Below are 26,395 nucleotides of genomic sequence, written 5' to 3' on the forward strand. Positions count from 1 at the left end.
GGGCGTGGGCGGGAGTGGGGGATGCCTCGAGGGTCGGCTCGGGGTGGGGACCGGGTCGGCGTGGCCGTGGGACGAGGGGCCGGCCGGTCGGGGCCGGGGCTCCGGGGTGGGTCGCGCAGCCCGGCGGTCACGGGGTGCCACCTGCGCCCACACCCCCCGTCACCCCCCGTCGCTCCGGGCGGCACGCATGCCCGCAGGCAGTCAGTGGCCCTTGGGTCAGGAGCAGCCGCACGCCGCCAGGGCCGTGACTGCTGTGTCCAGGGCTGACTGGGCTGCCGTCGGGTCCGTGGTGTCGGCGGTGAGGACGGCGAAGGCCAGGAGGTGGCCGTCGCGGTCGACGACCGTGCCGGCGAGGGTGTTGACGCCGGTCAGGGTGCCGGTCTTGGCGCGGACGACGCCGGCCGCGTCGGCCGCGGTGCCCGTGTAGCGGGTGGTGAGGGTCCCGGTGAATCCGGCCACGGGCAGGCCGGTGAGGACCGGGCGGAGGTCGGGGCGGGCGGGGTCGCCGGCCTTGACGAGGAGCGCGGTCAGGAGGTTCGCGGTGAGGCGGTCGTTCCGGTCCAGGCCGCTGCCGTCCCTGAAGTCGACGCCGTCCAGCGGCAGCCCGAGCCTTCCCAGCTGGATGCGGATCGCCTTGCCCGCGCCGGCGAAGTCGGCACGCACGCCGGTCGCGAGGGCGGTCTGGCGGGCGAGCGCCTCGGCGATGTCGTTGTCGCTGTTGGTCAGCATCCGCTCGACGATCGAGGCGAGCGGGGCCGAGGAGACCGTGGCCAGGGCCTCCGCGCGCGCGGAGGCCTTCGACGGGCCGGGCGCGGACGTCTTGACGCCGTACGCCCGCAGGAACCCGGCGAACTTCCTGGTCGCGTCCGCCGCCGGGTCGGGCACACGGGTCACCGGGCCGCTCGACGAGCCGTCCGTACGCCCTTCGTCCGCGGTCAGGGCGGTGACGCGGGCGAGGTTCGGGTTGACTCCGATCGGGTGAACTTCGGTGCCGGCGTACAGCGTGGTGTCGTACGAGAGGGTCGCCTGGGTGATGCCGCGCTTCTTCAGGGCCGTCGCCGTGGAGGCGGCGAGGGTGCGCAGGCTCGCCCAGCCCTCGGGCGTCTCGCGGGCGGTGAGGGTGGGGTCGCCGCCGCCGACGAGGACGACTTCCCTGGTGCCGGGCTCGAGGGCGGTGCGGGTGGTGAGGCGGTGGTCGGGCCGAGCGCGGCGAGCGCGGCGACCCCGGTGGCGATCTTCGTGGTGGAGGCCGGGGTGAGCGCCGTGTCGGCTCCGCTGCCGTAGAGCCGCCGGCCGGTGCTCACGTCGACGACGGCGGCCGTACGGCGGGTGCCGAGGGCCGGGTCGGCGAGGAGCGGGCCGAGGACGCGGGTGAGGGCGGCGGAACCCGGGGCCGACCTGACGGTGGTCGTCGCTCCCCCGAGGCCCGTCAGGACCGCCCCGGCGCTGGGGGCGGGCCCCGGCGCCCCGGCCGCCGTGTCGGACGTACCGGACCCTTCGGTCGGGCGGCCGTGATCTACGCCACCCGCCCGCTCCAGTGCGGCTGCCCGGTCCCGCTCGGCCGTACGCTGACCGGTGGAGTCCCAGGGGCCGGCGGCGGTCGCCACGCCGACGGCCAGGGCCAGTCCGGCGGTCGTCGCACCCGCGGTGTACTGCCAGGTCCGGCCGGTCTTCGGCCTCGTGATCCGCGTGAGCTGCGGTTTCGCCGCCTGCGTGAGCCGTGCGACCCACGGCTCGGCGGCGGCCGCCGCGCGCGCGAGACGTGGCCGTACGATCCCTGCGGCCCGTGCCAGACGGGGTCGTACGGCGTCCGCGGCCCGCACCACGTGGGGTCTCGCGGCCCGCCAAGGCCTCAGCTCGGGCACGATCACCAGCCCCTTTCGCGATCACACACCTGCGTGAGGGACACTTAACCACCAGAACTATGTGCTGATCATGGAGGAGCCACCGGTGGAGTTCGACGTCACGATCGAGATCCCGAAGGGTTCGCGGAACAAGTACGAGGTGGACCACGAGACCGGTCGGATCCGCCTGGACCGTCGACTCTTCACCTCGACCGCCTACCCGACCGACTACGGCTTCGTCGAGAACACTCTCGGCGAGGACGGTGACCCGCTGGACGCGCTGGTCATCCTGGACGAGCCGACCTTCCCGGGTTGCCTCATCCGCTGCCGCGCCATCGGCATGTTCCGCATGACCGACGAGGCCGGCGGCGACGACAAGCTGCTGTGCGTCCCGTCGACCGACCCGCGCGTGGAGCACCTGCGGGACATCCACCACGTGTCGGAGTTCGACCGGCTGGAGATCCAGCACTTCTTCGAGGTCTACAAGGACCTGGAGCCGGGCAAGTCCGTCGAGGGCGCCGACTGGGTGGGCCGCGTCGACGCCGAGGCCGAGATCGAGCGGTCGTACAAGCGCTTCAAGGACCAGGGCGGCCACTGAGTCGCCAGGCCCCTGAGGGGCCGTGAAGGGCCGCACGCGTGCGTGCGGCCCTTTGGCATGCCGTTGCGCACGTGCCGTTGCGCATACTGAGGTCTACGGAATGTGTCGTTCAGGGAGCGTTGCCCAGTGACGGAGGCGGAGGACCGCAAGCCGCAGTCGGACGAGGCGAAGGGCACGTTCGATCCGGAGATCACCTCCGAGTTCGCGATCCCACCCGGACTGGCCGTCCCCAAGGCCTCCAAGGGGCCCAAGGGCGGGGGCGAACCGGAGACCACGTCGGAGTTCGCCGTTCCGGAGGGCCTCGACGTCACGCAGCCGGCCGACGGGGAGCCCGAGGGGTCGGCGTTCAGTCTGCCGAAGACGTACAGCGCGCGGCACGCCCCGCCCGCCTTCACGCCCGCCGAGGGCTTTCCCGTGGTGAGTCTGACCAAGGACGTGCCCTGGCAGGACCGGATGCGGACGATGCTGCGCATGCCGGTGGCCGAGCGGCCCGCGCCGGAGCCGCCGCCCAAGGCGGAGGAGGGCGGTCCGGCCGTCCCGCGCGTGCTCGACCTCACCCTGCGCATCGGCGAGCTGCTGCTGGCGGGCGGGGAGGGCGCCGAGGACGTGGAGGCCGCGATGTTCGCGGTCTGCCGCTCCTACGGGCTCGACCGCTGCGAGCCGAACGTCACCTTCACCCTGCTGTCGATCTCCTACCAGCCGTCTCTCGTCGAGGACCCGGTGACGGCGTCGCGGACGGTACGGCGCCGGGGCACCGACTACACCCGGCTGGCGGCCGTCTTCCACCTCGTCGACGACCTGAGCGACCCCGAGACGCACATCTCCCTGGAGGAGTCCTACCGGCGGCTCGCGGAGATGCGGCGCAACCGGCACCCCTATCCGACCTGGGTGCTGACCTCGGCGAGCGGGCTGCTCGCGGGCGCGGCCTCGGTGCTCGTCGGCGGCGATCTGGTCGTGTTCGTGGCGGCGGCGATCGGGGCGATGCTCGGCGACCGGCTGGCGTGGCTGTGCGCGGGGCGCGGGATGCCGGAGTTCTACCAGTTCCTGGTGGCCGCGATGCCGCCCGCCGCGATCGGCATCGCGCTGACGCTCGGCCACGTCGACGTGAAGGCGTCCGCCGTCATCACCGGCGGGCTGTTCGCGCTGCTGCCCGGACGGGCCCTCGTGGCGGGCGTCCAGGACGGTCTGACCGGCTTCTACATCACCGCCGCCGCCCGCCTCCTGGAGGTCATGTACTTCTTCGTCGGCATCGTCGTCGGCGTACTGCTGATGCTCTACCTCGGCGTCCAGCTCGGCGCCCATCTCAACCCCGACGCCTACCTGGGCAGCACCGAACGGCCGCTGTGGCAGATCGGCGCGTCGATGCTGCTGTCGCTGACCTTCGCGGTACTGCTCCAGCAGGAACGGTCCACCGTGCTGGCCGTCACGCTGAACGGGGGCGTCGCCTGGTCGGTGTACGGCGCGATGCACTACGCCGGCGGGATCTCGCCGGTGGCCTCCACCGCCGTGGCGGCGGGCGTGGTGGGGCTGTTCGGGCAGCTGCTGTCCCGGTACCGGTTCGCTTCGGCACTGCCCTACACGACCGCGGCGATCGGGCCTCTGTTCCCCGGCTCGGCCACGTATTTCGGGCTGCTGGCCATCGCGCAGAACGAGGTGGACGCGGGGCTGGTCTCCCTGACCAAGGCGGCCGCGTTGGCGATGGCCATCGCCATCGGTGTGAACCTCGGGTCCGAGATCTCGCGGCTGTTCCTGCGGATCGGGTCCGCGGAGAAGCGGCGTGCCGCGAAGCGGACCCGAGGATTCTGACGCGGGCGCCTTACGGGTGCCCGCTTGTCAGTAGCCGCCCTGGTTGTACGGGTACTGGCCGTTCTGCTGCTGGGGCTGCCAGTCCTGCTGCTGGGGGTACTGCTGCTGCTCGGGGTACTGCTGCTGCGGGTACTCCTGCTGGTACTGCTGCTGCTGGGGCTGCTGGCCGTAGTAGTCGTTCTGCCGGTACTCGCCCTGGTACTCGTTCCGCCCCTGGTACTCGTTCTGTCCCTGGTTGCCGCCCTGGTTGCCGTACGGGTCGTGTTCCTCGATGCGGCGGAGCTGGGTCGTGGCGTCGTCCATGGGCTGCTGCTGGTACGCGGGCTGCGGCTGGGCGGGGGGCTCGGCCTGCCGGGAGTTCTTCTTCGACTGGGAGCGGGCGCGGAGGAACTCGATGATGATCGGGACCACCGAGAGGAGGACGATCAGGAGCAGGATGGGCTCGATGTTCTTCTTGACGAAGTCGATGTTGCCCAGCCAGGAGCCGAGCAGGGTCACGCCCGCACCCCACAGGATGCCGCCGATGACGTTGTAGGTCAGGAACGAGCGGTACCGCATGCCGCTGACGCCCGCGATGATCGGCGTGAACGTGCGGACGATGGGCACGAAGCGGGCCAGGACCAGGGACTTGGGGCCGTACTTCTCGAAGAAGTCGTGCGCCTTGGTGACGTTCTCCTGTTTGAAGAGGCGGGAGTCCGGGCGGGTGAAGAGGGACGGGCCGACCTTCTTGCCGAACATGTAGCCCGCCTGGTCGCCCAGGATGGCTGCGACGCAGATCAGCACGATCGCCGCCCACAGCGGGAAGTCCAGCTGCTTCGACGTGATGAGCAGACCCGCGGTGAACAGCAGCGAGTCGCCCGGCAGGAAGAATCCGATGAGCAGGCCCGACTCCGCGAAGACGATGAGCAGCAGACCCCAGATGCCGAAACTGTCCAGCAGATAGTCGGGGTCCAGCCAGCTCGGTCCGAGGGCAAGGGTCGTCACGGTTCCGGGCTCCTGACGGGGGTGAGGAAATACAGCGTCCTTCTACGGCCGCACAAAGCTATCAACGCAATGCGTCCGCCCCAGGTTCCATGGGGCTCCCCAGGATGCACTGTGAGCCCGGTCGGGCAAACCTGTGGGCATGGGCATCGAAGAATACGGCGGCGGCCAGGGGCCCCAGCCGGACGTACTGGTCGTCACCACCAACGACGTACCCGGACACCGGGTCGAACAGGTGATCGGGGAGGTCTTCGGGCTGACGGTGCGCTCGCGGCACCTCGGGAGCCAGATCGGGGCCGGGCTGAAGTCGATGATCGGCGGTGAGCTGAAAGGGCTCACCAAGACGCTCGTCGAGACCCGCAACCAGGCCATGGACCGGCTCGTGGAGCAGGCACGCGCGCGTGGGGCCAACGCCGTGCTGGCGTTCCGCTTCGACGTGACGGAGGCGGCCGACGTGGGCACCGAGGTGTGCGCGTACGGGACGGCGGTGGTCGTGGCCCGGGAGTGACCCGGGCCACGGGGCGCTACGCGCGTGTGTGCCGGGCCGCGTTGGCGGTGATGGCCTCCTTGAGGTGCTCGGCCAGGCCCGCGCGCGTGGAGTCGTAGAACGCCTTGAACCGCTCGTCGGCGACGTACATCTCGCCGAGGGACCGGTGGAGTTCGTACGAGCACTCGTAGAACCAGCCGCTGATGTGCCGCCGGTGTTCCTCGGCCAGGTCCATGGCCCGCTCGCCGGTGGGCCGTTCCCCGGCGGCCATGAGCGCGTCGTAGCGCCCGGTCCAGTCGGCCACCTCCGCCTGCATGCGCCGCCAGTCGTCCTTGGTGTAGCGGGCGGCCCGGCGCTGCGACTCGGCGTACAGCTCGGTGCCGCCCCAGCGCCGCTCGGCCTCCTCGGCGTACTGCTCGGGGTCCTTGTCGCCGAAGACCTCGAAGCGTTCCTCGGGGGTCAGGTCGATGCCCATCTCACGTGCCTCCATGGCGTGTTTTACGGCCGCGGCCATCCTCTGAAGCTGCTCGATGCGGGCGGTCAGCAACTCGTACTGGCGGCGCAGGTGCGCGCGCGGGTCCGCCTGCGGGTCGTCGAGCAGGGCGGCGACCTCGTCGAGCGGGAAGCCGAGTTCTCGGTAGAACAGGATCTGCTGCAGCCGGTCGAGGTCGGCGTCGCCGTAGCGCCGGTGACCCGCGTGGCTGCGCCCGCTCGGGACGAGCAGGCCGAGGCCGTCGTAGTGGTGCAGGGTGCGCACCGTCACTCCGGCGAAACCGGCGACCTGTCCTACGGAGTAGCTCACTTCGTCCGCTCCCTTTCCCTTCTCGGTTCGCACCCCACGGTGGGCCCTCACGTGGCGTCAGGTGCAAGTCGCGGTCCGCCGGTGGCTCCCGCCTCTCCGGGCGGCGCCGGATATGTCCGCTTATCGTGAACCCGTGACCCAGGACACCGCGCGGCAGTCGCTCCCCTCTCCGGCGACTCCCGCGCGCGCGTTGCTGCCCGCGATCCTGCCCGCCCTGGTCGTCGGAGTGCTGGCGAGCCTGCTTCTGCTGCTGGTGAGCGAGCTGGCCGAGCAGTTGCAGAGCGTCCTGTGGGGGAACCTGCCGGACGCCCTGGGGGTGGGCCGCTACTCGGTGCTGTGGATGGTCACCATGCTCACCGCCACCGGCCTCGCGGTCGGGCTGGTGGTGTGGAAGGTGCCCGGGCACGCGGGCCCCGATCCGGCGACCACCGGCCTCGACGCGCCCGTGCTGCCGCCCGTGGTGCTGCCGGGGCTGCTGCTGGCGACGATGCTGATGCTGGCCGGCGGGCCGAGCCTGGGCCCGGAGAACCCGATCATCGCGGTGAACGTGGGGCTGGCGTACTGGCTGGGCCGCCGGCTGCTGCCGCGGGCGCCGGGCCGGGTGTGGCCGGTGCTGGCGGAGGCGGCGACGATCGGGGCGCTGTTCGGCACGCCGGTCGCGGCGGCGCTGCTGATCTCCGAGGCGCTGGCCGGGCGGCGGACCGAGGGGCCGCTGTGGGACAACGTGTTCGCGCCGCTCGTCGCGGCGGCGGCCGGTGCGATGACGGCGACCCTGGTGGCCCACCCGAGCTTCGACCTCGGTCTGCCCCCGTTCGGGCAGCCCGGCTGGGGCGACCTGCTGTCGGCGGTGGTGATCGCCTCCGTGGGCGCGCTGCTCGGAATGGCCGCCGTGCGCGCCTTCCCGTACGTCCACGGCGCGTTCGCGCGCTTGCGGCACCCGATGCTGGCACTGCCGGCCGGCGGGGTCGTGCTGGGGCTGCTGGCGGCCCTGGGCGGCCACCTGACGCTCTTCAAGGGACTGGACGAGGTCGGGGAGCTGGCTCACGATCCCGACGGCTGGACGGCCGGGGAGTTCGCCACGATGACGGTGGTGAAGCTGGCCGCGCTGCTCGTCGCCACGTCCTGCGGTTTCCGGGGCGGTCGGATCTTCCCGGCGGTGTTCGTGGGCGTCGCGCTCGGGCTGACCGCTCATGCGGTCGTGCCCGCCGTGCATCCCGCGGTCGGGGTGGCGACGGCCGTGCTCGGTGTGCTCCTCGCCATCACCCGGCAGGGCTGGGTCAGCCTCTTCGTCGCCGCCGTCCTGATCTCGTCCCCCGCGATCCTCGCGCTGCTGTGCATCGCCTCGCTGCCGGCCTGGCTGCTGGTGACCGGCAGGCCTCAGATGCAGCTGCGGGAGGACGGGACGGCGATTCGGTGAACCGATCAGCCCCTTCGATCCGATGAAGCGGCAGGACGCCACTGGCCCCGACCGGTCCCGCCGCCCTCACCCTGACAGGAGAACCCCATGCCCCTGCACAAAGGCCCCGCTGAGCCCGACGAGCGGTCCCTGTCCGTGAACCCCTTCTACGGCGAGGCGGACCCGGTCAGCGGCATGACCGAGGCGCCGCCCAAGCACCGGCTGCCGGACGGCCCGACGCCGCCCTCGACGGCGTATCAACTGGTGCACGACGAACTGATGCTGGACGGCAACTCCCGGCTGAACCTGGCCACCTTCGTCACCACGTGGATGGAGCCGCAGGCCGGGGTGCTGATGGCGGAGTGCCGCGACAAGAACATGATCGACAAGGACGAGTACCCGCGCACCGCCGAGCTGGAGCGCCGCTGCGTGGCCATGCTCGCCGACCTGTGGAACGCGCCTGATCCATCGGCGGCCGTGGGCTGTTCGACGACCGGGTCGAGCGAGGCCTGCATGCTGGCCGGAATGGCCCTCAAGCGGCGGTGGAGCAAACGCCATCCGGACGCGACCGCCCGGCCGAACCTGGTCATGGGGGTCAACGTCCAGGTCTGCTGGGACAAGTTCTGCAACTTCTGGGAGGTGGAGGCCCGCCTGGTGCCCATGGAGGGTGACCGCTTCCACCTCGACCCCCAGGCCGCCGCCGAGCTGTGCGACGAGAACACGATCGGCGTCGTCGGCATCCTCGGCTCCACCTTCGACGGGTCCTACGAGCCGATCGACGAGCTGTGCGCCGCGCTGGACGCCCTCCAGGACCGCACCGGCCTGGACATCCCGGTGCACGTCGACGGGGCGTCCGGCGCGATGATCGCGCCCTTCCTGGACGAGGACCTCGTATGGGACTTCCGTCTCCCGCGCGTGGCCTCGATCAACACCTCGGGGCACAAGTACGGGCTGGTCTATCCCGGTGTCGGCTGGGCGCTGTGGCGTGACGGGGACGCCCTGCCCGAGGAGTTGGTCTTCCGCGTCAACTACCTGGGCGGCGACATGCCGACCTTCGCGCTCAACTTCTCGCGGCCCGGCGCCCAGGTCGTCGCGCAGTACTACACGTTCCTGCGGCTGGGCCGCTCGGGTTACCGGGCCGTGCAGCGCTCCACGCGGGAGGTCGCCCGGGGCCTCGCCGACCGGGTGGACGCGCTCGGTGACTTCCGGCTGCTGACCCGGGGCGACCAACTGCCCGTGTTCGCCTTCACCACGGCCCCGGGAGTCGAGTCCTACGACGTCTTCGACGTCTCCCGGCGGCTGCGTGAGCACGGCTGGCTGGTGCCGGCGTACACCTTCCCGCCGAACCGCGAGGACCTCTCCGTCGTGCGGATCGTGTGCCGCAACGGGTTCTCCTCCGACCTGGCCGACCTGTTCCTGGACGACCTGACACGGCTGCTGCCGGAGCTGCGCCGGCAGCCGCACCCCCTGACGGGGGACAAGGAGGCGGCCACCGGCTTCCATCACTGAGTGAGTGGATCACTGCGCCACCGGGAGTCCGGGTCACCGGGTGTGCGGGTCACCGGGTCTCCGGTCACCGCGCCACCGAGTCGCCGCGCCACCGGGTCACCGGGTCACCGCGTCACCGCGTCACCGCGTCACCGCGTCACCGGCTCATGCGCCCGAACCTGCGGACCGCCAGCGGGAAGAACACGGCGAGCAGGACCAGCGGCCAGACGACGGCCGGCCAGAGGCCGTCGGTCTGCCCCGCCGGGCCGAACAGGTCACGTACGGCGGTCGCCGTCCGGGACATCGGATTCCACTCGACGACCGTGCCGAGCCAGCCCGGCATGGACTCCGGAGTGGCGAAGGCGTTGGAGAGGAAGCCGACCGGCCAGATGAGGATCTGCACGGCCTGGACCATCTCCGGCTTCCCGGCCACCAGTGCAAGGAGGATGCCGATCCACAGCATCGCGAAGCGGAACAGCAGGAGGAGACCCACGGCACCCAGGAAGGCACCGGCACCGCCCTGGGCGCGCCAGCCGAGCGCGTACCCGACGCCGATCAGCACCGCCAGGCCCAGTGCCGACTGGAGCATGTCGGCCGCCGAGCGGCCCACCAGGACCGCGCCGTCGGCCATCGGCATGGACCGGAACCGGTCGATGACGCCCTTGTCGAGGTCCCGGGTGACGGCGAGCATCGTGCCCTCCAGGCCGAAGGCCATGGTGAGCGCGAGCATGCCGGGGATCAGGTAGTCGAGGTAGTCGCCGTTCACCTCGCGGCCGCCGCCGACCAGGTAGGCGAACATCAGCAGCAGCATCACCGGGAAGACGAGCCCGACGACCAGCTGGCCGGGCTGGCGTGCCCAGTGGGCGAGTTCGCGCCGGGTCATGGTCCAGGAATCGGTCAGCGCGTACGTACTCACAGGGCCTCCTTCGTGCGGTCGTCCGGCCCGGTCAGGTGCAGGAAGACCTCGTCGAGCGTGGGGCGGCGCAGGGCCACGTCCTCCGCCTGGATGCCGGCCTCCTCCAGGGCGCGGACGACGGCGGAGAGGGCGGCCATGCGGTCGGTGACCGGGGCGCTCAGCAGCCGGCGGTCGGGGTCGACGGAGACCTCGTCCTTGGCCATGGGCAGCAGGGCGAGCGCGGCACCCAGCAGGCCCTCGTCGCGCAGGACGACGTCGATGCGGTCGCCGCCGGTGAGCGCCTTCAGTTCGTCCGCGGTGCCCTCGGCGATGATCCGGCCGTGGTCCACGACGGAGATGCGGTCGGCGAGCTGGTCGGCCTCCTCCAGGTACTGGGTGGTGAGCACGACCGTCGTGCCGCCGCCGACGAGGGAGCGGACCGCGGACCACACCTCGGCGCGGCCTCGCGGGTCGAGTCCGGTCGTCGGTTCGTCCAGGAACAGCACCTCCGGGTCCGTGATCAGGGACGCCGCGAGATCCAGCCGGCGCCGCATGCCGCCGCTGTAGGAGCGGACGGGCTTGCGGCCGGTGTCACCGAGTTCGAAGCGCTCCAGCAGTTCGTCCGCACGCACCCGCGCGCGGCGGGCGCCCAGGTGGTGGAGGCGGCCGAACAGTTCCAGGTTCTGGCGGCCGCCCAGTTCCTCGTCGAGTGCCGCGTGCTGGCCGAGCAGGCCGATGCGCAGGCGGACCTCGCGGGCCCGGCGCACCACGTCGTGCCCGGCCACCTCGACCCGGCCCGAGTCCGGCCGCAGCAGCGTGGACAGGATCCTGACCAGCGTCGTCTTGCCCGCGCCGTTGGGGCCGAGCACCCCTTGCACCGTGCCGCGGGCCACGGTGAGGTCGAGCCCGTCCAGCGCGTGCTTGTCGCCGTACCTCTTGCGTACGTCCTCGACGGTGATTGCCGCGTCGGCCATGTACCGAACCCCCACGTTTTCTCGTTAGTCAAACTTGACTACCCGACCAAGGTAACGCGGCCCCACCGGGTCGTCAAACTTGATTAGCGGTCGTCTCCGGGGTGCCGCTCCCCCGTCGCGTACGGGTTCTCCTGGTCGTCCGCGAGGACGCCGACGAACGGCTCGCCCTCGCCGGAGAACGTGTAGGCCCCGCCCTCGATCCGCGCGATCAGGCCCTGGGTCCACTCGGCCTCGGCGTCCGCCGTGTGGACCCAGAGGTTCATGATCTCGCCGATGTGCCCGAGCTGTTCCGGGCCCTCCTCGGGCACGTAGTGGTCGGTGACGGCCGAGCGCCACTCCTCGATGCGGCGGACCCGTTCCTTCAGCAGCGACACCGCCTCGGCGCGCGGCAGGTCCACGATGAGGCCGAGGGCCGCCGACTTCACGTCCATCTTCTGGTCGTACGCGGTCAGCGACTCGCGCACCAGCCGGAAGTACTCCTCGGTGCCCTGCTCGGTCATCTCGTACTCGGTGCGGGGCGGGCCGCCCGCGGTGGAGGGGGCGATCTCGTGCGCGTGCAGCAGTCCCTGCTTCGCCATCTGCTTCAGGGCGTGGTAGATCGAGCCCGGTTTGGCGGTGGACCACTCATGGGCGCCCCAGTACTCCAGGTCGTTGCGGACCTGGTAGCCGTGGGCCCGCCCGTGCTGACGCACCGAGCCCAGCACGAGGAGACGGATCGCTGACATGGCGTCCAGATTAGGCCGCCCGGAACCCGCGGGGTCAACGGGCCGGGAGCGGGGGGCAGAACCGGCCGGACCCCGGAGAGGGAATCGGCCGGAACGGGGCGGCAGGCCTGAGGGCGTCCCCAAGGCCCGCCGGGAAGGCGGGCCTGGAAGGGGAAGGCGGGCCTAGAAGGGGAACCGGCTGCGACCGTGCTGGACCGAGATCCACTTCGTCGTCGTGAAGGCCTCCAGGGTCGTCTCGCCGTTCAGGCGGCCCACGCCGGAGTTCTTCTCGCCGCCGAACGGCACGATCGGCTCGTCGTGCACCGTGGCGTCGTTGACGTGGAACATCCCGGTGACGATCTGCTTGGCGAAGCCGACGCCGCGCTCGATGTCGCCGGTGTGGACGGCGCCGCTGAGCCCGTAGGGGGTGTCGTTGACGAGGCGTACGGCCTCTTCCTCGCCGTCGAAGGTGTTGATGAAGACCACCGGGCCGAAGACCTCCTGCTGGAGCAGGGCGGAGTCGGCGGGCAGGTCGCTCAGCACGGAGGGCTCGACGAGATTGTCGGTGGTCGTGCCGTGCAGCAGGGCGGTGGCGCCCTCGGCGATGGCCTGGTCGACGACGCCGGAGACGGCTTCGGCCTGCGAGGAGTTGATGACCGGGCCGATGAGGGTCTGCGGGTCGCGCGGGTCGCCGGACTTCAGCGTCTTCACCTTGGCGACGAACTTCTCGGTGAACTCGTCGGCGAGCGAGCGGTCGACCAGGATGCGGTTGGCGGCCATGCAGACCTGCCCCTGGTGGACGAAGCGGCTGAAGACGGCGGCGTCGACCGCGTAGTCCACGTCTGCGTCGTCGAGGACGACGAAGGCGCTGTTGCCGCCGAGTTCGATGATGGACCGCTTGAAGTGCGAGGCGGCGACGGTGGCGACGTGCCGGCCGACCTTGTCGGAGCCGGTGAAGGAGATGACGCGGGGGATCGGGTGCTCCAGGAAGGCGTCGCCGATCTCGGCGATGTCGGTGACGACGACGTTCAGCAGGCCCGGGGGCAGGCCCGCGTCCTCGAAGAGCTTGGCGATGATAGTGCCGCCGGAGATCGGGGTGTTCTGGTGCGGCTTGAGCACCACGCCGTTGCCGAGGGCCAGCGCGGGGGCGACCGACTTCAACGACAGCAGGAAGGGCACGTTGAAGGGGCTGATCACGCCGACGACGCCGACCGGCTCGCGGTAGACGCGGTTCTCCTTGCCGTCGATCGGCGAGGGGAGGATCCGGCCCTCCGGGCGCAGCGCCAGGTGGATCGACTCGCGCAGGAACTCCTTGGCCAGGTGGAGTTCGAAGGCGGCCTTGCCGAACGTGCCGCCGGCCTCGTCGACGAGGACCTCGCTGATCTCCGCCTCGCGCTCCTCGACCAGTCGCAGCACCTTCTCGAAGACCGAGCGGCGGGCGTAGGCGTTGGTGGCCGCCCACTCCTTCTGGACGCGGGCGGCGGCACGGTAGGCCTCGTCGACCTCGCCGACGGTGGCTATGGTGATCGACGCGACCTTCTCGCCGTTGTAGGGATTGAAGTCGATGATGTCCCAGGACCCGGTCCCTGGACGCCACTTACCGTCGATGTACTGCTGGGCCAGGTCTGTGAAGTACGACGACATGTGATCCCTCAATCCCCTGCTGCGATCGGCTGCGATCGGCATCACGATCTGATCACACGTCATCGTACGGGTGTTTCAAGGGAGTTGGGGTACCACTTGGGGCACTCCTGGGTTTCCCGAGGGGAAACCCCACAAGAGCCGCACGAACGCTACGAGAGCTGGATCAGCCCGCGCAGCAGGTCCCGGCTCTCGTCGGGGCCGGGGCTGTCCTGCTGGAGTTCCTTCAGTGCCTGCTCGTACTGGGCGACGTCCTCGCGCTTGTCCAGATAGAGGGCGCTGGTGAGCTGTTCCAGGTAGACGACGTCCGAGAGGTCGGACTCCGGGAAGCTCAGGATGGTGAAGGCGCCGGACTCACCGGAGTGCCCGCCGAAGCTGAACGGCATGACCTGGAGCCGTACGTTGGGCCGCTCGGAGATCTCGATCAGGTGCTGAAGCTGCTCGCGCATGACCTCGCGGTCGCCATAGGGCCGGCGCAGGGCGGCCTCGTCCAGGACGATGTGGAAGTCGGGGGCGTTCTCGGCGACGAGGTACTTCTGGCGCTCCAGGCGCAGGGCCACCCGCCGGTCGACGTCGGCCGCGCTCGCGCCCTTCATCCCGCGCCGTACGACCGCGTGCGCGTACGCCTCGGTCTGGAGCAGGCCGTGCACGAACTGGACCTCGTACGCCCGGATCAGGGAGGCGGCGCCCTCCAGGCCCACGTAGGTGGGGAACCAGTTGGGCAGCACGTCCGAATAACTGTGCCACCAGCCAGCCACGTTGGCCTCGCGGGCGAGTCCGACGAGCGCCTGGCGTTCGGCGTCGTCCGCGATGCCGTACAGCGTCAACAGATCCTCGACGTCACGGGTCTTGAAACTCACCCGGCCCAGTTCCATCCTGCTGATCTTCGACTCCGACGCCCGGATCGAGTACCCCGCCGCCTCGCGTGTGATGCCGCGTGCCTCACGCAGTCGCCGAAGTTGCGAGCCGAGCAGCATCCGCCGCACCACCGATCCGGGCTCTCCCGCGCTCACGTTCGCCAGCCTCCCCAACCGTCCTCAGGGCCCGCAGTCTGCCACTAAAACACTTCGAGCAGTACTCGCCCGATTACAGAGATGGAAAAAAGCCACAGGGTACACATGCTGCTGCGCGAGGGAAGGGTGAGCAGAAAGCAAGGGAAGTGTTCGCCAACTGCAGGAGGATGGCGGAAAAAATGGCCAAGAAGCGGTACGGGCGGGTCCATTTCGGTCACGTGCACGTGCATCTGCCCTTGCATCTGCCCTTCGCATCGGAAACCATGGTCCCGCGCCACCGCTGCATCGCAACGACCGCGAATCCCGGGAGTGCCTCGCATGGGGACGAATGGATCGACCATGCTCGAGCCGTTACGGCGGGGCCTTCCGCCGCTTGATCCCGCGGCCGTGTCCGACGCGGCCTCCTGCGCCCTGCCGGCCCGCTTCGAAGCGGTGCGCGAGGCACGCCAGTTCACCAGGAAAACCTTGGGCCAGTGGGATGTGGGCGAGCGGTTCGACGACATATGTCTGGTGGTCTCGGAACTGGTGACCAACGCCCTGCGGCACGGGCTGCCGTCCGACGCCACCGCGTGCGTGCCCGAGCAGCGGCCGCCCGTGCGGCTGCACCTGCTGCGGTGGACCGAGCGGGTGGTGTGCGCGGTGCGCGACCCCGGTCACGACAGTCCCCTGCCGCGTGAGGTGGACGACTTCGCGGCGGAGTCGGGCCGCGGCCTGTTCCTCGTCGACTCCTTCGCCGAGGGCTGGGGCTGGCACCCACTCTCCCCGAACCTGGGCGGCAAGGTCGTCTGGGCACTGTTCCGGCTGCGCGCCCCCGCCGAATGACGAACCGCGGCACCTTCCGGTGCCGCGGTTCTACGCGCGTCGCGAGTCCTTGTGCACCGTTTTTCCCGGCACGTCGCACGGAGGGACGGACCGCCGTCAGCCGACGATCAGGTGGTCGAACTCGCCGTCCTTGATGCCCAGGAGCATCGCCTCGATCTCGGCCCGCGTGTAGACGAGCGCCGGACCGTCCGGGAAGCGCGAATTGCGCACGGCCACTTCACCGCCGGGCAGTCGCGCGAACTCGACGCAGGATCCCTGAGAGTTGCTGTGCCGGCTCTTCTGCCAGGCAACGCCGTACAGCTGTGTGGCCGCCATGCCGTTGTACACGTCGTGCCCCCCGTCAACGTCGTGGTCCACAGGTCGCTCCCTGGTGGTGCACTGGCTCGTGTGGCCATAGATGCCGTGGTCAACTGTTCCGGATCATAGCCCCGTTCACGTGCGCCTGCATGAGCAGATGCACGTGCACGCGGGGTGCCTACGTGGTTACAGCTTTGACGCCTGCTTTACCGAGCCCGGAACGGTGCTGGGGCCCTTCGCGCGTCTGCCCCCGGGCCCGCACCACATGCGGCCACCGGTTCTCCTGGGTGGCCTGCGGCAGGACGGGCAGGACAGGTAGTACGGATCGAACCACTCGTGCACAGGAAGAGACGCATCGGGTGCCCTCGATGTTCCGTCGTCCCGGACACGGTTCGGCCGACCGACCCCGGCGCGGGCAGCGGCGGGCGGCCGGATCGCCCCCGCCCGGCCGGACGCCGGCCCTCCACTCGGCACCCCGTCGGGCCGGCGGGCAGCCTCCGGCGAACCCGGCATCGACAGCATGGCAGCCGTCCGCCCCGTCGCCGCCCCCGCCGCGAACAGGCCAGGACCCCGGCCTCCGACTCCCCGCCGCGAAACGGCCTCGCCCCCGTGGGCGACAGAGGTGTCGGCCGCGGGGGCGAGGCCGGTCCCGTCTCCTGACAGGTCCCAGGAGGCGGCCGGTTGACGGATATCGGGGCGGGCCATCCCGCCAGGACGCTTGGACGGCGGGTGCGCTTCTCCTCGTACGAACAGCGAGTACGTCGTACGGTGATGAGGGGAGCGATCGTACGCAGATGACCGGAGTTCGCCGAGGTGTCAGCGGGTGCTGTACGGCAGCAGCGCCATCTCGCGGGCGTTCCTGACGGCCCGTGCCAGGCGGCGTTGCTGCTGGGCGGAGACCCCGGTGACCCGGCGGCTGCGGATCTTGCCGCGGTCGGAGACGAACTTCCGCAGCAGGGTGGTGTCCTTGTAGTCGATGTAGGTGATTCCGGCCTGATCCAGCGGGTTGGGCCGGTTCTTGACGGGCTTGCGTTCGCTCTTGCGGGGCACGGGTCAGACCTCCAGGAGGGTGTCGAAGGCGGGCGGCAGCCGCTTCCAGGCGTCGCGCCCGGCGGCGTACTCGGCGTCGGTCAGCAGACAGGACTCCAGCAGTTCGTGGAGTCCGTCCCGGTCGAGGCCGGGCGAGGTGAAGACCAGGTGCTGACAGCAGTCGCCGTGCTCGGGGTGCCAGTCCATGGCTGCCGCGGCCCGGCGCACCGGCGGGAGCATCTCCCAGGCCGCGTCCGGCAGCGAGGCCAGCCAGGGGCCCGCGGACTCCACGCACAGGGCTCCGCCGGCCGCGTCCCAGTGGAGCAGCACGTCCGGCTTGTCGGCCAGCCAGAACCGGCCTCGGCTGCGGGCGGCGGCACAGGTCAGGTCCTCCAGCGCCGCGTACAGCCGCTCCGGGTGGAAGGGGCGGCGGCGGTGCCAGACGAAGGTGGTGACGCCGTGCGCGTCGGCCTCCGCGGGGAGCAGGGCGCAGGCCGGGTGCTGGGCCGCGGCGGCGGCCTCCACGTCGAAGCCGGCGAACGCGGCGGCGACCAGCGGCGAGCGCGGCTCACCCTGTGCACGTCCGGATGCCCCCGCCGGGTCCCCGAGGTGGCCGCCCCGGACGGGGACCCGGCGGGCCGTCGGGTGGAGCTGGGCCAGCAGCTCGCGGTCCTCCTCGTCGGCCTCCGGGGAGTCGACGACGGCGAGCACCGGGGCGTACTCCAGCTGCCGGGCGAAGGTGTCGGCGACGGTCCGCTGGTCGGTGGCCGCGGCGGCGAGGCCGCGGTCGGCGAGGTCGTCGCCGTTGCCGAGGTACGGCAGCAGGAGCGCCGGGTCGACGGCGGCGATCACGCCCGTGACCGTGAGGCCGCCGGCGACGACCACCTCCGCCATCGCCTTGGGCTCGACCGAGTCCCACAGCTCGACGACCGCCAGCCGGGTGGCCGGGTCGCCGGCGAGACGGAGCAGCTCGGGCACGAGGTCCTCGCGCAGGGCGCAGCAGGCGCAGTCGTTGACCAGCGGCGTCTCGCTCGCGGAGAGGATGCCCTCGGCGTCCCGGATCGTGCGGACGACCGTGCCGGCCGCCGCCGTCGCCAGGTCGTGGTGGAGCGCCACGCTGCCGGGGACGTCGGCGAGCAGCCGCGCGACGGTCGTCCGGCGGGCCTCGGCGTGCAGTCCGCCGACGATCACCACCGGCAGACTCACGCCCCGCCCCGCTTCCCGAACCGGCGCTCGAAGCGCTCCACGCGGCCGGCCGTGTCCAGGACGCGGGCGGTGCCGGTGTAGAAGGGGTGGCTGACGTCCGAGATCTCGACGTCCACGACGGGGTAGGTGTTGCCGTCCTCCCACTCGACCGTCTTCTCACTGCTCATCGTGGAGCGGGTGAGGAAGGCGTGGCCGGCGGCGCGGTCGCGGAAGACGACGTGACCGTAGGGCGGGTGGATTCCCTCTCGCATGGCTGGTCAGCGCTCCTCTCGGAAGTCGACGTGGCGGCCGACGGTGGGGTCGTACTTGCGCAGGGTCATGCGGTCCGGGTCGTTGCGGCGGTTCTTGCGGGTGACGTACGTGTAGCCGGTGCCCGCGGTGGAGCGGAGCTTGATGACCGGGCGCAGTTCGTTGCGTGCCATGCTGCTACCTTACTGAAAATGAATTCCATTAGCATCTGACTTCGAGGAGAGGTACGTCACCCATGTCCGCGCACTGCATGCTGACCGGCGCCCAGCCGGGCTTCGGCAACCGCATCTCCCACTCCCACCGGCGCACTTCGCGCCGCTTCGACCCCAACATCCAGTCCAAGCGGTACTGGCTGCCGAGCGAGGGCCGTCAGGTACGGCTGCGGCTGAGCACGAAGGGGATCAAGACGGTCGACGTGATCGGCGTCGAGGCGGCCGTCGCCCGGATCCGGGCGCGGGGGGTGCGGGTCTGATGGCGAAGAAGAGCAAGATCGCGAAGAACGAACAGCGGCAGGAGGTCGTCGCCCGGTACGCCGAGCGGCGGGCCGAGCTGAAGGAGATCGTCCGGCGGCCGTCGTCGACGGAGGCGGAACGGCTGGCCGCGCAACGGGAGCTGCGCCGGCAGCCGCGGGACGCGAGCGCCACGCGCGTGCGCAACCGGGACCAGGTGGACGGGCGACCGCGCGGATACCACCGGGCGTTCGGGCTGTCCCGGGTGAACCTGCGGGGACAGGCGCACGCGGGGTATCTGCCGGGGGTGCGCAAGGCCTCCTGGTGAGGTCCGCAGGCTCGCGCCGTCCGGCGATCTCGTCGGGGGCGGGCCTCCCTTGTTTCCCGGCTGGTAGCTTGCTGCCGGTCCCTCCGGTTCTTTCCGGTTCTTCCGGTCGATCCGGCCGTCCGGCTACAGCTTGGGAGCCCGCAGTGACTTCGGCGAACTTCTCGCGCCCCTCGCCCACCCCGCGTCCCACGCGCGGGACGTCCCGCCGGGGGGCGCGGGCTGCCGTGACCGCCGCCGCGCTGGCGGGGGCGCTCACGCTGGCCGCGTGCAGCGGCGGCGGTGACTCCGACGGCTCGTCCTCGGCCACGCCGAGTGTCACGTCCGGCTCGGACACCGGGGGCGCCAGTGGCGGGACGAGCGGTTCCTCCGCCCCGGTCACGGCCTCCGGCGAGCTGGAGGGGAGCTGGCTCACCACGGCGGACGGCCGGGCCGTCGCCCTCATCATCACCGGGGAGCAGGCCGCCCTCTTCGCGACCGGCGGGACCGTGTGCAGCGGGACCGCCGGCAAGGAGGCCGACATGACGATGATCCGGCTCACCTGCGCGAGCGGGAAGAAGGACCGGACGACCGGCATGGTCGACTCCGCCGACGGCAAGAGCCTCCGGATCACCTGGGACGGCGCGGCCGGCAAGGAGACGTACACCAAGGCGGAGGGCGGGCAGTGGCCGTCCGGGCTGCCGACGGCCGGTCCGGGATAGCGAAGCGATCACGAGGGCGGGCACGAGGGCGGGGGCGTGCGGCGGAAGAGGGCGTTCATGCGTGATGATCCTCCGAGCACCGTCACGTAACCGTAGGGACCACACTCATGCGCGCCGTTCCGATCACCGTTACCGCTCTCGCCGCCGCCTTCCTGCTCACCGCCTGCGGGGGCGGGGACGACAACGCCTCCGGCGACGGGGAGAGCAAGGCCTCGTCCGCTTCCGGCACCGCCTGCGCCGCCGGTGATCTGACCATGGCGGCCGGTGCCGTGAACGCCGCCCCCGCCGCCGGGGACACCGGCAACGTGACCGTCACGATCACCAACGGCGGCAAGGAGTGCACTCTGGACGGCTTCCCGGAGGTCGAGCTGGAGGCCGACGGCACCACCGTCGCCGTCCCCCGCGACGAGGCCGCCGAGTCCCAGCCGCTGCCCCTCGCCGAGCAGGGCACCGCCTCGTTCACGATCACCTACGCCCGCGGCGAGGACGGCGACGGCAGCCTCGCCGTCAAGACCCTCAAGTACGGCCTGCCCGACGCCTCCGCCACCGAGAGCCTGGACTGGTCTTACGGCGCGGTCGCCCTCAAGGACGGCGACGTGCCGGACGCCTCGGTGAGCGCCTTCCAGGTGGCGGGGGACTGATTCCTCGGACTGGTTCCTCGGACTGGTTCCCCGGACTGGTTCCCCGGACTGATTCCTCGGACTGGTTGCTCGGTCTGGTTGCTCTGTCTGGTTCCGGGGGCTGCCGCGTCCGGTCGCCTGCCCGGGTCTTCCCGTCAGGGCAGGTGCGGGCGGGAGTGGACCTGGGCCCGGTCCGCCGCCTCGGCGCCCTCCGTCCAGCCCGCCTCGTCGGTGACGCCTCGCAGGCGGGTGGTGGTCGTCCGCGGGAAGAGGCGGTCCGTGGCCGCCGTGACCGCCACCTCCCGGGAGGCCAGGACCGGGAGGAGGTCGGCGGTGACCGGAGTCGCGGCCGCGGCGGCCAGACGGGTGCCGACGCGGTGGGCGTAGGCGGCCAGGAACGACTGGCGGAAGCTCTTCGTGCGTCTGCGGCCACCCGCCCGCTGAGCCGCCTCCGCCTTCGTCATCGCGGTCCGGGCCTGCACCAGGAGCGAGGTGTAGAGCAGCTCCACCACCTCCAGGTCGGCCTCGAAGCCGACGACCGTGGAGAAGCAGAAAGGTTCGTTCCACACGGCCCGGCAGTGGTTCGCGCCGGCGACCGCGTCCAGCAGCACCGCCTTGGCCTGCTCGTACGGCGGCTCGACGCCGACGCGACGGGCGCCGGGCGCGTCCGGCGCCGGAGCCGCCGCGTCGAGCAGCGCCTCGTCGACGCTGTGCCGGGCCATCAGCTCCTGCGCCTTCGCGGTGAGCGCCTCCGCCTCCTCGGGAAACCCGGTCGCCTCCGCCTTGGCGAGCAGCGCGCGGATGCGGGTGAGCATCCGCGAGTCGGAGCGCGGCCGTCCGCTCGCCTCCTGAAGGGGTTCGAGCGTGGGCAGCCGCAGCAGCAGCCGGTACAGCTCCAGGACCGCCGTGGCGTGGGAGAAGCGGTCGCCGGTGCGGGGCGAGGGCTCGGTGGGCAGCTCCTCGAGCTGGGCCGACCAGCGCCGGCCGCGCGCCCGGTCGTGCGGCGCCTGTGCGTGGATCAGCGCCGCGAGCAGTCGTACGTGGGTGTCCTCCAGGTCGCGGCGCACGAGGCGTACGAGGTCCGCGGGCTGCCAGCCGCGGCGCCAGGCCGCTGCCAGGAACTCCTCGCCGCGCCGGTCGAGTTCGGCGTCCGCGGCCGGGTCGGCGGCCAGCAGGGAGGCGCCGGTGTCGAGGGCGGTGTCGGTGTCGTCGTAGAGGGCTGCCCGGAAGGCGCGCTCGACGGTGCTGGGCGTGCTGCTCACCCATGGATCGTGCCACGCGCGCGTGGCGGCCCGAGACTGTCAACCAAGAGTTGACAGTCCGGGGGTGTCAACTTACGGTTGACACATGACTTCGCGACAGGATCCCACGTCCTCCATCCGTCTCGACGACCTCATCGACGCCATCAAGAAGGTTCACCCGGAACCCCTGGAACAGCTCCAGGACGCCGTCATCGCCGGCGAGCACCTCGGGGACGTGGCCGACCACCTGATCGGCCACTTCGTCGACCAGGCCCGGCGTTCGGGAGCCTCCTGGACCGACATCGGCCGGAGCATGGGCGTGACCCGGCAGGCCGCGCAGAAGCGGTTCGTGCCCAAGGAGTCGGCCGACCTCGACCTCAGCCAGGGCTTCAGCCGGTACACCCCGCGCGCGCGGAACTCCGTCATGGCCGCCCACACCGCCTCCAAGACGGCCGGCAACTCCGAGGGTTTGCCCGCCCACCTGGTCCTCGGCCTGCTCGCCGAACCGGAGGGCCTCGCGGTCAAGGCGCTCGCCGCGCAGGGGGTCACCCCGGAGGCCGTGCGCGAGGCCGCGACCGCCGCGCTGCCGCCCGCCGCCGACGAGGTTCCCGAACTCGTCCCCTACGGCTCGGACGCCAAGAAGGTCCTCGAACTCACCTTCCGCGAGGCCCTGCGCCTCGGCCACAACCACATCGGCACCGAGCACATCCTGCTGGCCCTGCTGGAGTTCGAGAACGGCGAGGGCGTCCTCAGCGGGCTCGGTGTCGACAAGGCGGGCGTCGAGCGGTACGTCGAGGAGACGCTGGCCGAGATCGTGGGGGCGCGGGAGGAACAGCGGGACGCCTGAGGTCGGCGGCGGACCCCGGCCGTCGCTCCGGCCCGATGTCAGACCCCCCTGCGACACTCGCAGCATGGCCGAACGCTGGGCACTGGCTCCGGCCGAGGGCGGTGGCGCGGAGCTGGCCCCCCTCGGTCCGGACGGGCTGCCCGCGGGCCCCGTGGTCCGCGAGCCGGACCTGGCGGCGGCGGTCCGGGCCCGGCCGGACGTCGGCCGGTGGGTGTGGCGGTCCACGGCGGAGGTGTATCCGCGTCTGCTCGCCGCGGGGGTGCGAGTGGAGCGGTGCTACGACGTCGAGGACGCCGAGACCCTCCTCCTCGGTCACGAGGGGCGGCACCGGGGAGCCCCGCTCGGCCGCCGCCGCCCTGGCCCGGCTGCGCGGCGGCCCGGTCCCGCCGGACCCGCCGCAGCGCGCCGCCGAGCCCGGCGCGCAGTCCTCGCTCTTCGAGCCGCAGGCCACCGCCCTCCCGCTGGCCGACCTCCTCGCGGTCTACGCCGAGCAGCAGCGGCGGCACGACCTGGCGGAGCACCCGGAGCGGATGCGACTGCTGACGGCGGCCGAGTCGGCGGGGATGCTGGTGGCCGCCGAGATGAACCGCGCGGGGCTGCCCTGGAGCGCCGGCGTCCACCGCGAGATGCTGCACGACCTGCTCGGCGAGCGGTACGCGGGCGGCGGCGAGCCCCGCCGCCTCGCCGAACTCGCGGACGAGGTGTCGGCGGCGTTCGGGCGCCGGGTGCGGCCGGACCTGCCCGCCGACGTGGTCAAGGCGTTCGCCCAGGCCGGCATCCGGGTCAGGTCCACCCGCCGCTGGGAACTCGAGTCGATCGACCACCCGGCCGTGAAGCCACTGATCGAGTACAAGAAGCTGTACCGCATCTGGGTCGCGCACGGCTGGTCCTGGCTCCAGGACTGGGTGCGCGACGGCCGCTTCCGCCCCGAGTTCCTCGCGGGCGGCACCGTCACCGGCCGCTGGGTGACCAATGGCGGGGGCGGCCTCCAGATCCCCAAGGTGATCCGGCGGGCCGTGGTCGCCGACCCCGGCTGGCGGCTCGTCGTCGCCGACGCCGACCAGATGGAACCGCGCGTCCTCGCGGCGATCTCCCGCGATCCGGGGCTGATGGAGGTGGCCGGCCGGGAGAGCGACCTCTACCAGGCCGTCTCCGAGCGCGCCTTCTCCGGCGACCGCGCACAGGCCAAGCTCGCCGTGCTCGGCGCGGTCTACGGCCAGACCTCCGGTGACGGCCTGAAGAACCTCGCCGCGCTCCGCCGCCGCTTCCCGCGCGCGGTGGCCTACGTCGACGACGCGGCACGGGCCGGCGAGGAGGGCCGGCTGGTGCGCACCTGGCTGGGACGGACCTGCCCGCCCGCGGCCGGGACCGGGGAGGACACGGCGGAGGAGGCGGGCATCCCGGCCGGGGACGAGGACCCTCCCGGGGCCCGCCAGTGGGTGCCCGGATACGCCTCCAGCGACGCCCGCGCCCGGGGCCGCTTCGCCCGCAACTTCGTCGTCCAGGGCAGCGCGGCCGACTGGACCCTGCTGTTGCTCGCCGCGCTGCGGCAGACCTGCGCGGGCATGGCGGCCGAGCTGGTCTTCTTCCAGCACGACGAGGTGATCGTGCACTGCCCCGAGGAGGAGGCCGAGACGGTCGTCGCCGCGATCCGGGAGGCGTCGGACCTGGCCGGACGGCTGACGTTCGGCCGGACGCAGGTGCGGTTCCCGTTCACCACGGCGATCGTGGAGTGCTATGCCGACGCCAAGTGATCACCCCGCCCCGGCGAGCAGCTCCCTCAGCTCCCCCACGACGGCCTTCTCGTCCGTGCCGTCCAGCGCGGCCAGCGCCCGCCGCCACTCCTTGACCGCCCGCTCCGGCCTGCCCCGCGCGCGCAGCAGGAGACCGTGCTGGTGGCGGGCCAGAGCGCCGGTGTAGTGGTCGGCGCGGGCGTCGGCGCGGCGCAGCAGCTCGGCGCACTCGCGGACGGCGGAACCGGTGCGGCCCAGCAGGCGCAGCGCGCGGACCAGGCCGAGCCGGGACTGGGACTCGCCGTGCCAGTCGCTGTGGCCGCCGAGAATGCGCAGGCTCTCCTCGAAGTGCGGCCGTGCGGCGGCCGGTTCACCGAGGGTCAGATGCGCGTAGCCGATGTTGCAGTGCGCCGAGTGCTGCACGAGTACGGCCCCGATCTCGTCCCCGATGGCGAGCGAGAGCCTGTGCTGCTCGATGGCGGCGCGCGGGTCGGTGTGCTCGTACAGGTTGCCGAGGTGGCTGTGGGTGACGGCCTCGCCGTGCCGGTCGTCGAGCTGGCGCGAGTACTCCAGGCTCTGCCGCAGAGCGAGGCCGGACTCCTCGTAGCGGCCGAGGCCTTCCAGCAGCAGGCCCCGGTTGTTGAGGCAGCGCCGGATCCAGGAGAGCCGGTCGAGGCGCCGCCAGATCGTCAGGGCCCGGTCGGTGAGGGCGAGGGCGTCCTGCTGGCGGCCGGTCAGGAAGTGCAGACCCGCGAGATCGCCCAGCGCGTAGGCCTCGGCGGCCTCGTCGCCGAGCCGTCGCGCCACCCGCAGGGCGGTCCGCCCGAGCGTCTCCGTCTCGGCGACCCGGCCGCTGCGGTGGAGGTAGGGGAAGAGCAGGCGCAGGAGGGTGGAGACGAGGGGGGCGTGGTCGTCGGCGGTGCCGTGGGCGTCGTTCGTGGCGTCCTCCACCAGCGCGACGATGTTCTCCAGTTCGCTGTCGCCCCAGGCGAAGGCCTCCTCGGGACCGCTGAAGGGCGGCACGTCCCGCACCCGGTCCGCGTGTCCGGGCGGCTGGGCGGTGGTGGGCAGACGGCGGTCGTCCTGGTCGAGGCCCGGTTCGACGATGGCCGTGAGGGCGCGTTCGGCGACGGCGGCGTACCAGCCCAGGGCGCCGCCCTCGGGACGGCGGCTCCGTCGCCGTCAGCGGCGCTGTCGCCGTCGGCGCTCTCCCCCAGTTCGCGCGCGAAGTCCCGCACGAGGTCGTGGGGGGCGTAGCGGCCGTACGCCGTCTCCTCCAGGAGGGCGACGTCGACGAGGCGGTCGAGGGCGGCCTCGGCCCGGCGCCCGTCGGTGCCGGTGAGACGGGCGAGCAGCGGCACGCCGTAGGCGGGGAGGTCGAGGGCGCCGATGCGGCGGAGCGCGAGGGCGGCGTCGCGGTCGGCCTCGCGGTCGGAGGCGGCGAGCGCGTCGTGCGCGACGGCGAGGGAGCGGCGCACACTGAGGTCGTCGTACTCCAGGTGGTACAACCGGCTTTCCGTCTCGGCGAGTTGGCCCGCCAGGACGTCCGGGGTGAGGGCCTGGCGGGCGGCGAGGCGGGCGGCGACGACGCGCAGGGCGAGCGGGAGGCGGCCGGTGAGGCCGACGAGGGGGTGCCCGGGGCCGAGACCGTCGCGTCCCGACACCGCGCGCAGCAGGGCCGCGCTCTCCTCGTCGGACAGGGGCGCCAGGGGGAAGCGGTGGGCGCCGTCCAGGGCGGTGAGCAGCGAGCGGCTGGTGACGATCACCGCGCAGCCACGGCCGGCCGGGAGCAGCGGGCGTACCTGGGCGGCGTGTGCGGCGTCGTCCAGCACCAGAAGAGTGCGGGTCGGCGCGAGCAGGGTGCGCAGCAACGCCGATGCCGCGTCCGGGTGTTCGGGGATCTGCCGAGGGTCGGTGCCGAGGTCGCGGAGGAGGGCGGTGAGGGCCTGACCCGCGGTGAGGGGGGTCATGCCGGGGGTGGCGCCGTGCAGGTTGACGTAGAGCTGACCGTCAGGGAAACGTTCCTTCAGGGTGTGGGCCACATGCAGGGCGAGGGCGCTCTTGCCCACGCCGGCCATACCGCTGATGACGGTGAGCGCTCCCGTGCCGGCCGGCGGCTCCGCGGCGAGGGAGCGGTGGAGGGAGCGGAGGGTGGCGGTGCGGCCGGTGGAAGTGGGCCGGGGGTGGGGGAGTTGAGGCGGGAGGTGGCGAAGGTTGCGCGGGGCGGTGGGTGCGGGCGGGGGTGGT

The 26,395-nt window shown here is 72.1% G+C and carries 24 protein-coding genes and 3 pseudogenes; 12 read left to right on the forward strand and 15 right to left on the reverse strand.

The features are described from left to right. Nucleotides 1-216: 216 nt before the first annotated feature. Nucleotides 217-1,826 (reverse strand): annotated as a pseudogene (dacB, locus tag BM536_RS33340) (D-alanyl-D-alanine carboxypeptidase/D-alanyl-D-alanine endopeptidase). Between the two features lie 124 nt (nt 1,827-1,950). Between dacB and BM536_RS33345 the strand changes: the two are divergent. Next, entirely contained in the window at nt 1,951-2,442 is a 492-nt protein-coding gene (locus BM536_RS33345) for an inorganic diphosphatase (protein ID WP_024885835.1), read from the forward strand. A gap of 126 nt (nt 2,443-2,568) precedes the next feature. Next, nucleotides 2,569-4,248 (forward strand): threonine/serine exporter family protein, encoded by a 1,680-nt coding sequence (locus BM536_RS33350; protein WP_073495703.1) that lies wholly within the window; start codon nt 2,569-2,571, stop codon nt 4,246-4,248. 27 nt (nt 4,249-4,275) lie between these two features. Here BM536_RS33350 and BM536_RS33355 read toward each other — a convergent pair whose 3' ends face one another. Next, complete coding sequence (locus tag BM536_RS33355) at nt 4,276-5,232, reverse strand: DedA family protein (protein WP_073495700.1); 957 nt, start codon at nt 5,230-5,232, stop codon at nt 4,276-4,278. Between the two features lie 139 nt (nt 5,233-5,371). On the opposite strand from BM536_RS33355, the gene BM536_RS33360 reads away from it, so the two are divergent. Then, complete coding sequence (locus tag BM536_RS33360; RefSeq protein WP_073495697.1) at nt 5,372-5,737, forward strand: YbjQ family protein; 366 nt, start codon at nt 5,372-5,374, stop codon at nt 5,735-5,737. A gap of 16 nt (nt 5,738-5,753) precedes the next feature. Here the strand turns inward: BM536_RS33360 and BM536_RS33365 are convergent, their stop codons facing one another. Then, complete coding sequence (locus BM536_RS33365) at nt 5,754-6,518, reverse strand: MerR family transcriptional regulator (RefSeq protein ID WP_073495694.1); 765 nt, start codon at nt 6,516-6,518, stop codon at nt 5,754-5,756. Nucleotides 6,519-6,651: 133 nt separating this feature from the next. Between BM536_RS33365 and BM536_RS33370 the strand changes: the two genes are divergently transcribed. Together BM536_RS33370 and gad are read left to right on the forward strand one after the other, a co-directional pair. Continuing rightward, nucleotides 6,652-7,935: an ion channel protein gene (locus tag BM536_RS33370; protein WP_094103845.1), complete on the forward strand. Its 1,284-nt coding sequence runs from the start codon at nt 6,652-6,654 to the stop codon at nt 7,933-7,935. Between the two features lie 87 nt (nt 7,936-8,022). Beyond that, a complete protein-coding gene (gene gad, locus BM536_RS33375) occupies nt 8,023-9,423 on the forward strand; it encodes a glutamate decarboxylase (protein WP_073495691.1) in 1,401 nt (466 codons plus the stop codon). 136 nt (nt 9,424-9,559) lie between these two features. On the opposite strand, the gene BM536_RS33380 is transcribed toward gad, so the two are convergent. From BM536_RS33380 to BM536_RS33400, 5 genes are all read right to left on the reverse strand, one after another. Next, nucleotides 9,560-10,318: an ABC transporter permease gene (locus BM536_RS33380; RefSeq protein ID WP_073495687.1), complete on the reverse strand. Its 759-nt coding sequence runs from the start codon at nt 10,316-10,318 to the stop codon at nt 9,560-9,562. Further along, the gene (locus BM536_RS33385) at nt 10,315-11,271 is read right to left on the reverse strand and encodes an ATP-binding cassette domain-containing protein (RefSeq protein ID WP_073495684.1); all 957 of its coding nucleotides are present in this window, start codon (nt 11,269-11,271) and stop codon (nt 10,315-10,317) included. Before BM536_RS33385 ends, BM536_RS33380 begins: the two co-directional genes overlap by 4 nt. Before the next feature lie 83 nt (nt 11,272-11,354). Beyond that, nucleotides 11,355-11,996, reverse strand: a complete 642-nt coding sequence (locus BM536_RS33390) for a PadR family transcriptional regulator (RefSeq protein ID WP_073495682.1) — start codon at nt 11,994-11,996, stop codon at nt 11,355-11,357. A 162-nt stretch (nt 11,997-12,158) separates the two neighbouring features. Next, the gene (locus tag BM536_RS33395) at nt 12,159-13,619 is read right to left on the reverse strand and encodes an aldehyde dehydrogenase family protein (RefSeq protein ID WP_073495679.1); all 1,461 of its coding nucleotides are present in this window, start codon (nt 13,617-13,619) and stop codon (nt 12,159-12,161) included. A gap of 149 nt (nt 13,620-13,768) precedes the next feature. After that, nucleotides 13,769-14,593 (reverse strand): helix-turn-helix domain-containing protein, encoded by an 825-nt coding sequence (locus tag BM536_RS33400; RefSeq protein WP_073495676.1) that lies wholly within the window; start codon nt 14,591-14,593, stop codon nt 13,769-13,771. Nucleotides 14,594-14,947: 354 nt separating this feature from the next. Between BM536_RS33400 and BM536_RS33410 the strand changes: the two genes are divergently transcribed. Continuing rightward, a complete protein-coding gene (locus BM536_RS33410) occupies nt 14,948-15,451 on the forward strand; it encodes an ATP-binding protein (protein WP_211362994.1) in 504 nt (167 codons plus the stop codon). A gap of 96 nt (nt 15,452-15,547) precedes the next feature. Here BM536_RS33410 and BM536_RS33415 read toward each other — a convergent pair whose 3' ends face one another. The 5 genes from BM536_RS33415 to rpmG form a co-directional block, all read right to left on the reverse strand. After that, nucleotides 15,548-15,808, reverse strand: a complete 261-nt coding sequence (locus BM536_RS33415; protein ID WP_073495669.1) for a DUF397 domain-containing protein — start codon at nt 15,806-15,808, stop codon at nt 15,548-15,550. A gap of 756 nt (nt 15,809-16,564) precedes the next feature. Next, complete coding sequence (gene rpsR, locus BM536_RS33420; RefSeq protein ID WP_073495663.1) at nt 16,565-16,798, reverse strand: 30S ribosomal protein S18; 234 nt, start codon at nt 16,796-16,798, stop codon at nt 16,565-16,567. A 3-nt stretch (nt 16,799-16,801) separates the two neighbouring features. Next, nucleotides 16,802-17,983 (reverse strand): CobW family GTP-binding protein, encoded by a 1,182-nt coding sequence (locus BM536_RS33425; RefSeq protein ID WP_094103846.1) that lies wholly within the window; start codon nt 17,981-17,983, stop codon nt 16,802-16,804. Continuing rightward, nucleotides 17,980-18,234, reverse strand: coding sequence for a type B 50S ribosomal protein L31 (locus BM536_RS33430; RefSeq protein WP_073495657.1), 255 nt, complete (start codon nt 18,232-18,234; stop codon nt 17,980-17,982). The genes BM536_RS33425 and BM536_RS33430 overlap by 4 nt, the downstream gene beginning before the upstream one ends. Before the next feature lie 6 nt (nt 18,235-18,240). Then, nucleotides 18,241-18,405: a 50S ribosomal protein L33 gene (gene rpmG, locus BM536_RS33435; RefSeq protein ID WP_073495654.1), complete on the reverse strand. Its 165-nt coding sequence runs from the start codon at nt 18,403-18,405 to the stop codon at nt 18,241-18,243. A gap of 62 nt (nt 18,406-18,467) precedes the next feature. On the opposite strand from rpmG, the gene rpmB reads away from it, so the two are divergent. From rpmB to BM536_RS33455, 4 genes are all read left to right on the forward strand, one after another. Continuing rightward, nucleotides 18,468-18,704: a 50S ribosomal protein L28 gene (gene rpmB, locus BM536_RS33440; protein ID WP_073495651.1), complete on the forward strand. Its 237-nt coding sequence runs from the start codon at nt 18,468-18,470 to the stop codon at nt 18,702-18,704. Continuing rightward, nucleotides 18,704-19,009, forward strand: a complete 306-nt coding sequence (gene rpsN / locus BM536_RS33445; protein WP_073495648.1) for a 30S ribosomal protein S14 — start codon at nt 18,704-18,706, stop codon at nt 19,007-19,009. The genes rpmB and rpsN overlap by 1 nt, the downstream gene beginning before the upstream one ends. A gap of 143 nt (nt 19,010-19,152) precedes the next feature. Beyond that, on the forward strand, nt 19,153-19,707 hold the full coding sequence (locus tag BM536_RS33450) for a hypothetical protein (RefSeq protein WP_073495645.1): 555 nt from the start codon (nt 19,153-19,155) through the stop codon (nt 19,705-19,707). A 107-nt stretch (nt 19,708-19,814) separates the two neighbouring features. Continuing rightward, nucleotides 19,815-20,348, forward strand: a complete 534-nt coding sequence (locus BM536_RS33455; RefSeq protein WP_073495642.1) for a DUF4232 domain-containing protein — start codon at nt 19,815-19,817, stop codon at nt 20,346-20,348. 134 nt (nt 20,349-20,482) lie between these two features. Here BM536_RS33455 and BM536_RS33460 read toward each other — a convergent pair whose 3' ends face one another. Next, entirely contained in the window at nt 20,483-21,589 is a 1,107-nt protein-coding gene (locus BM536_RS33460; protein WP_094103847.1) for a DUF2786 domain-containing protein, read from the reverse strand. 85 nt (nt 21,590-21,674) lie between these two features. Here BM536_RS33460 and BM536_RS33465 point away from each other — a divergent pair, with 85 nt between their 5' ends. Both BM536_RS33465 and BM536_RS33470 read left to right on the forward strand, forming a co-directional pair. Continuing rightward, a complete protein-coding gene (locus BM536_RS33465) occupies nt 21,675-22,415 on the forward strand; it encodes a Clp protease N-terminal domain-containing protein (RefSeq protein WP_073495639.1) in 741 nt (246 codons plus the stop codon). 64 nt (nt 22,416-22,479) lie between these two features. Next, nucleotides 22,480-24,169: pseudogene (locus tag BM536_RS33470) on the forward strand (bifunctional 3'-5' exonuclease/DNA polymerase). Here the strand turns inward: BM536_RS33470 and BM536_RS33475 are convergent. Beyond that, nucleotides 24,170-26,395: pseudogene (locus BM536_RS33475) on the reverse strand (tetratricopeptide repeat protein); the annotation flags it as partial.

It is taken from the genome of Streptomyces phaeoluteigriseus (genome assembly GCF_001896135.2).
In the GTDB taxonomy this organism is placed as follows: domain Bacteria; phylum Actinomycetota; class Actinomycetes; order Streptomycetales; family Streptomycetaceae; genus Streptomyces; species Streptomyces phaeoluteigriseus.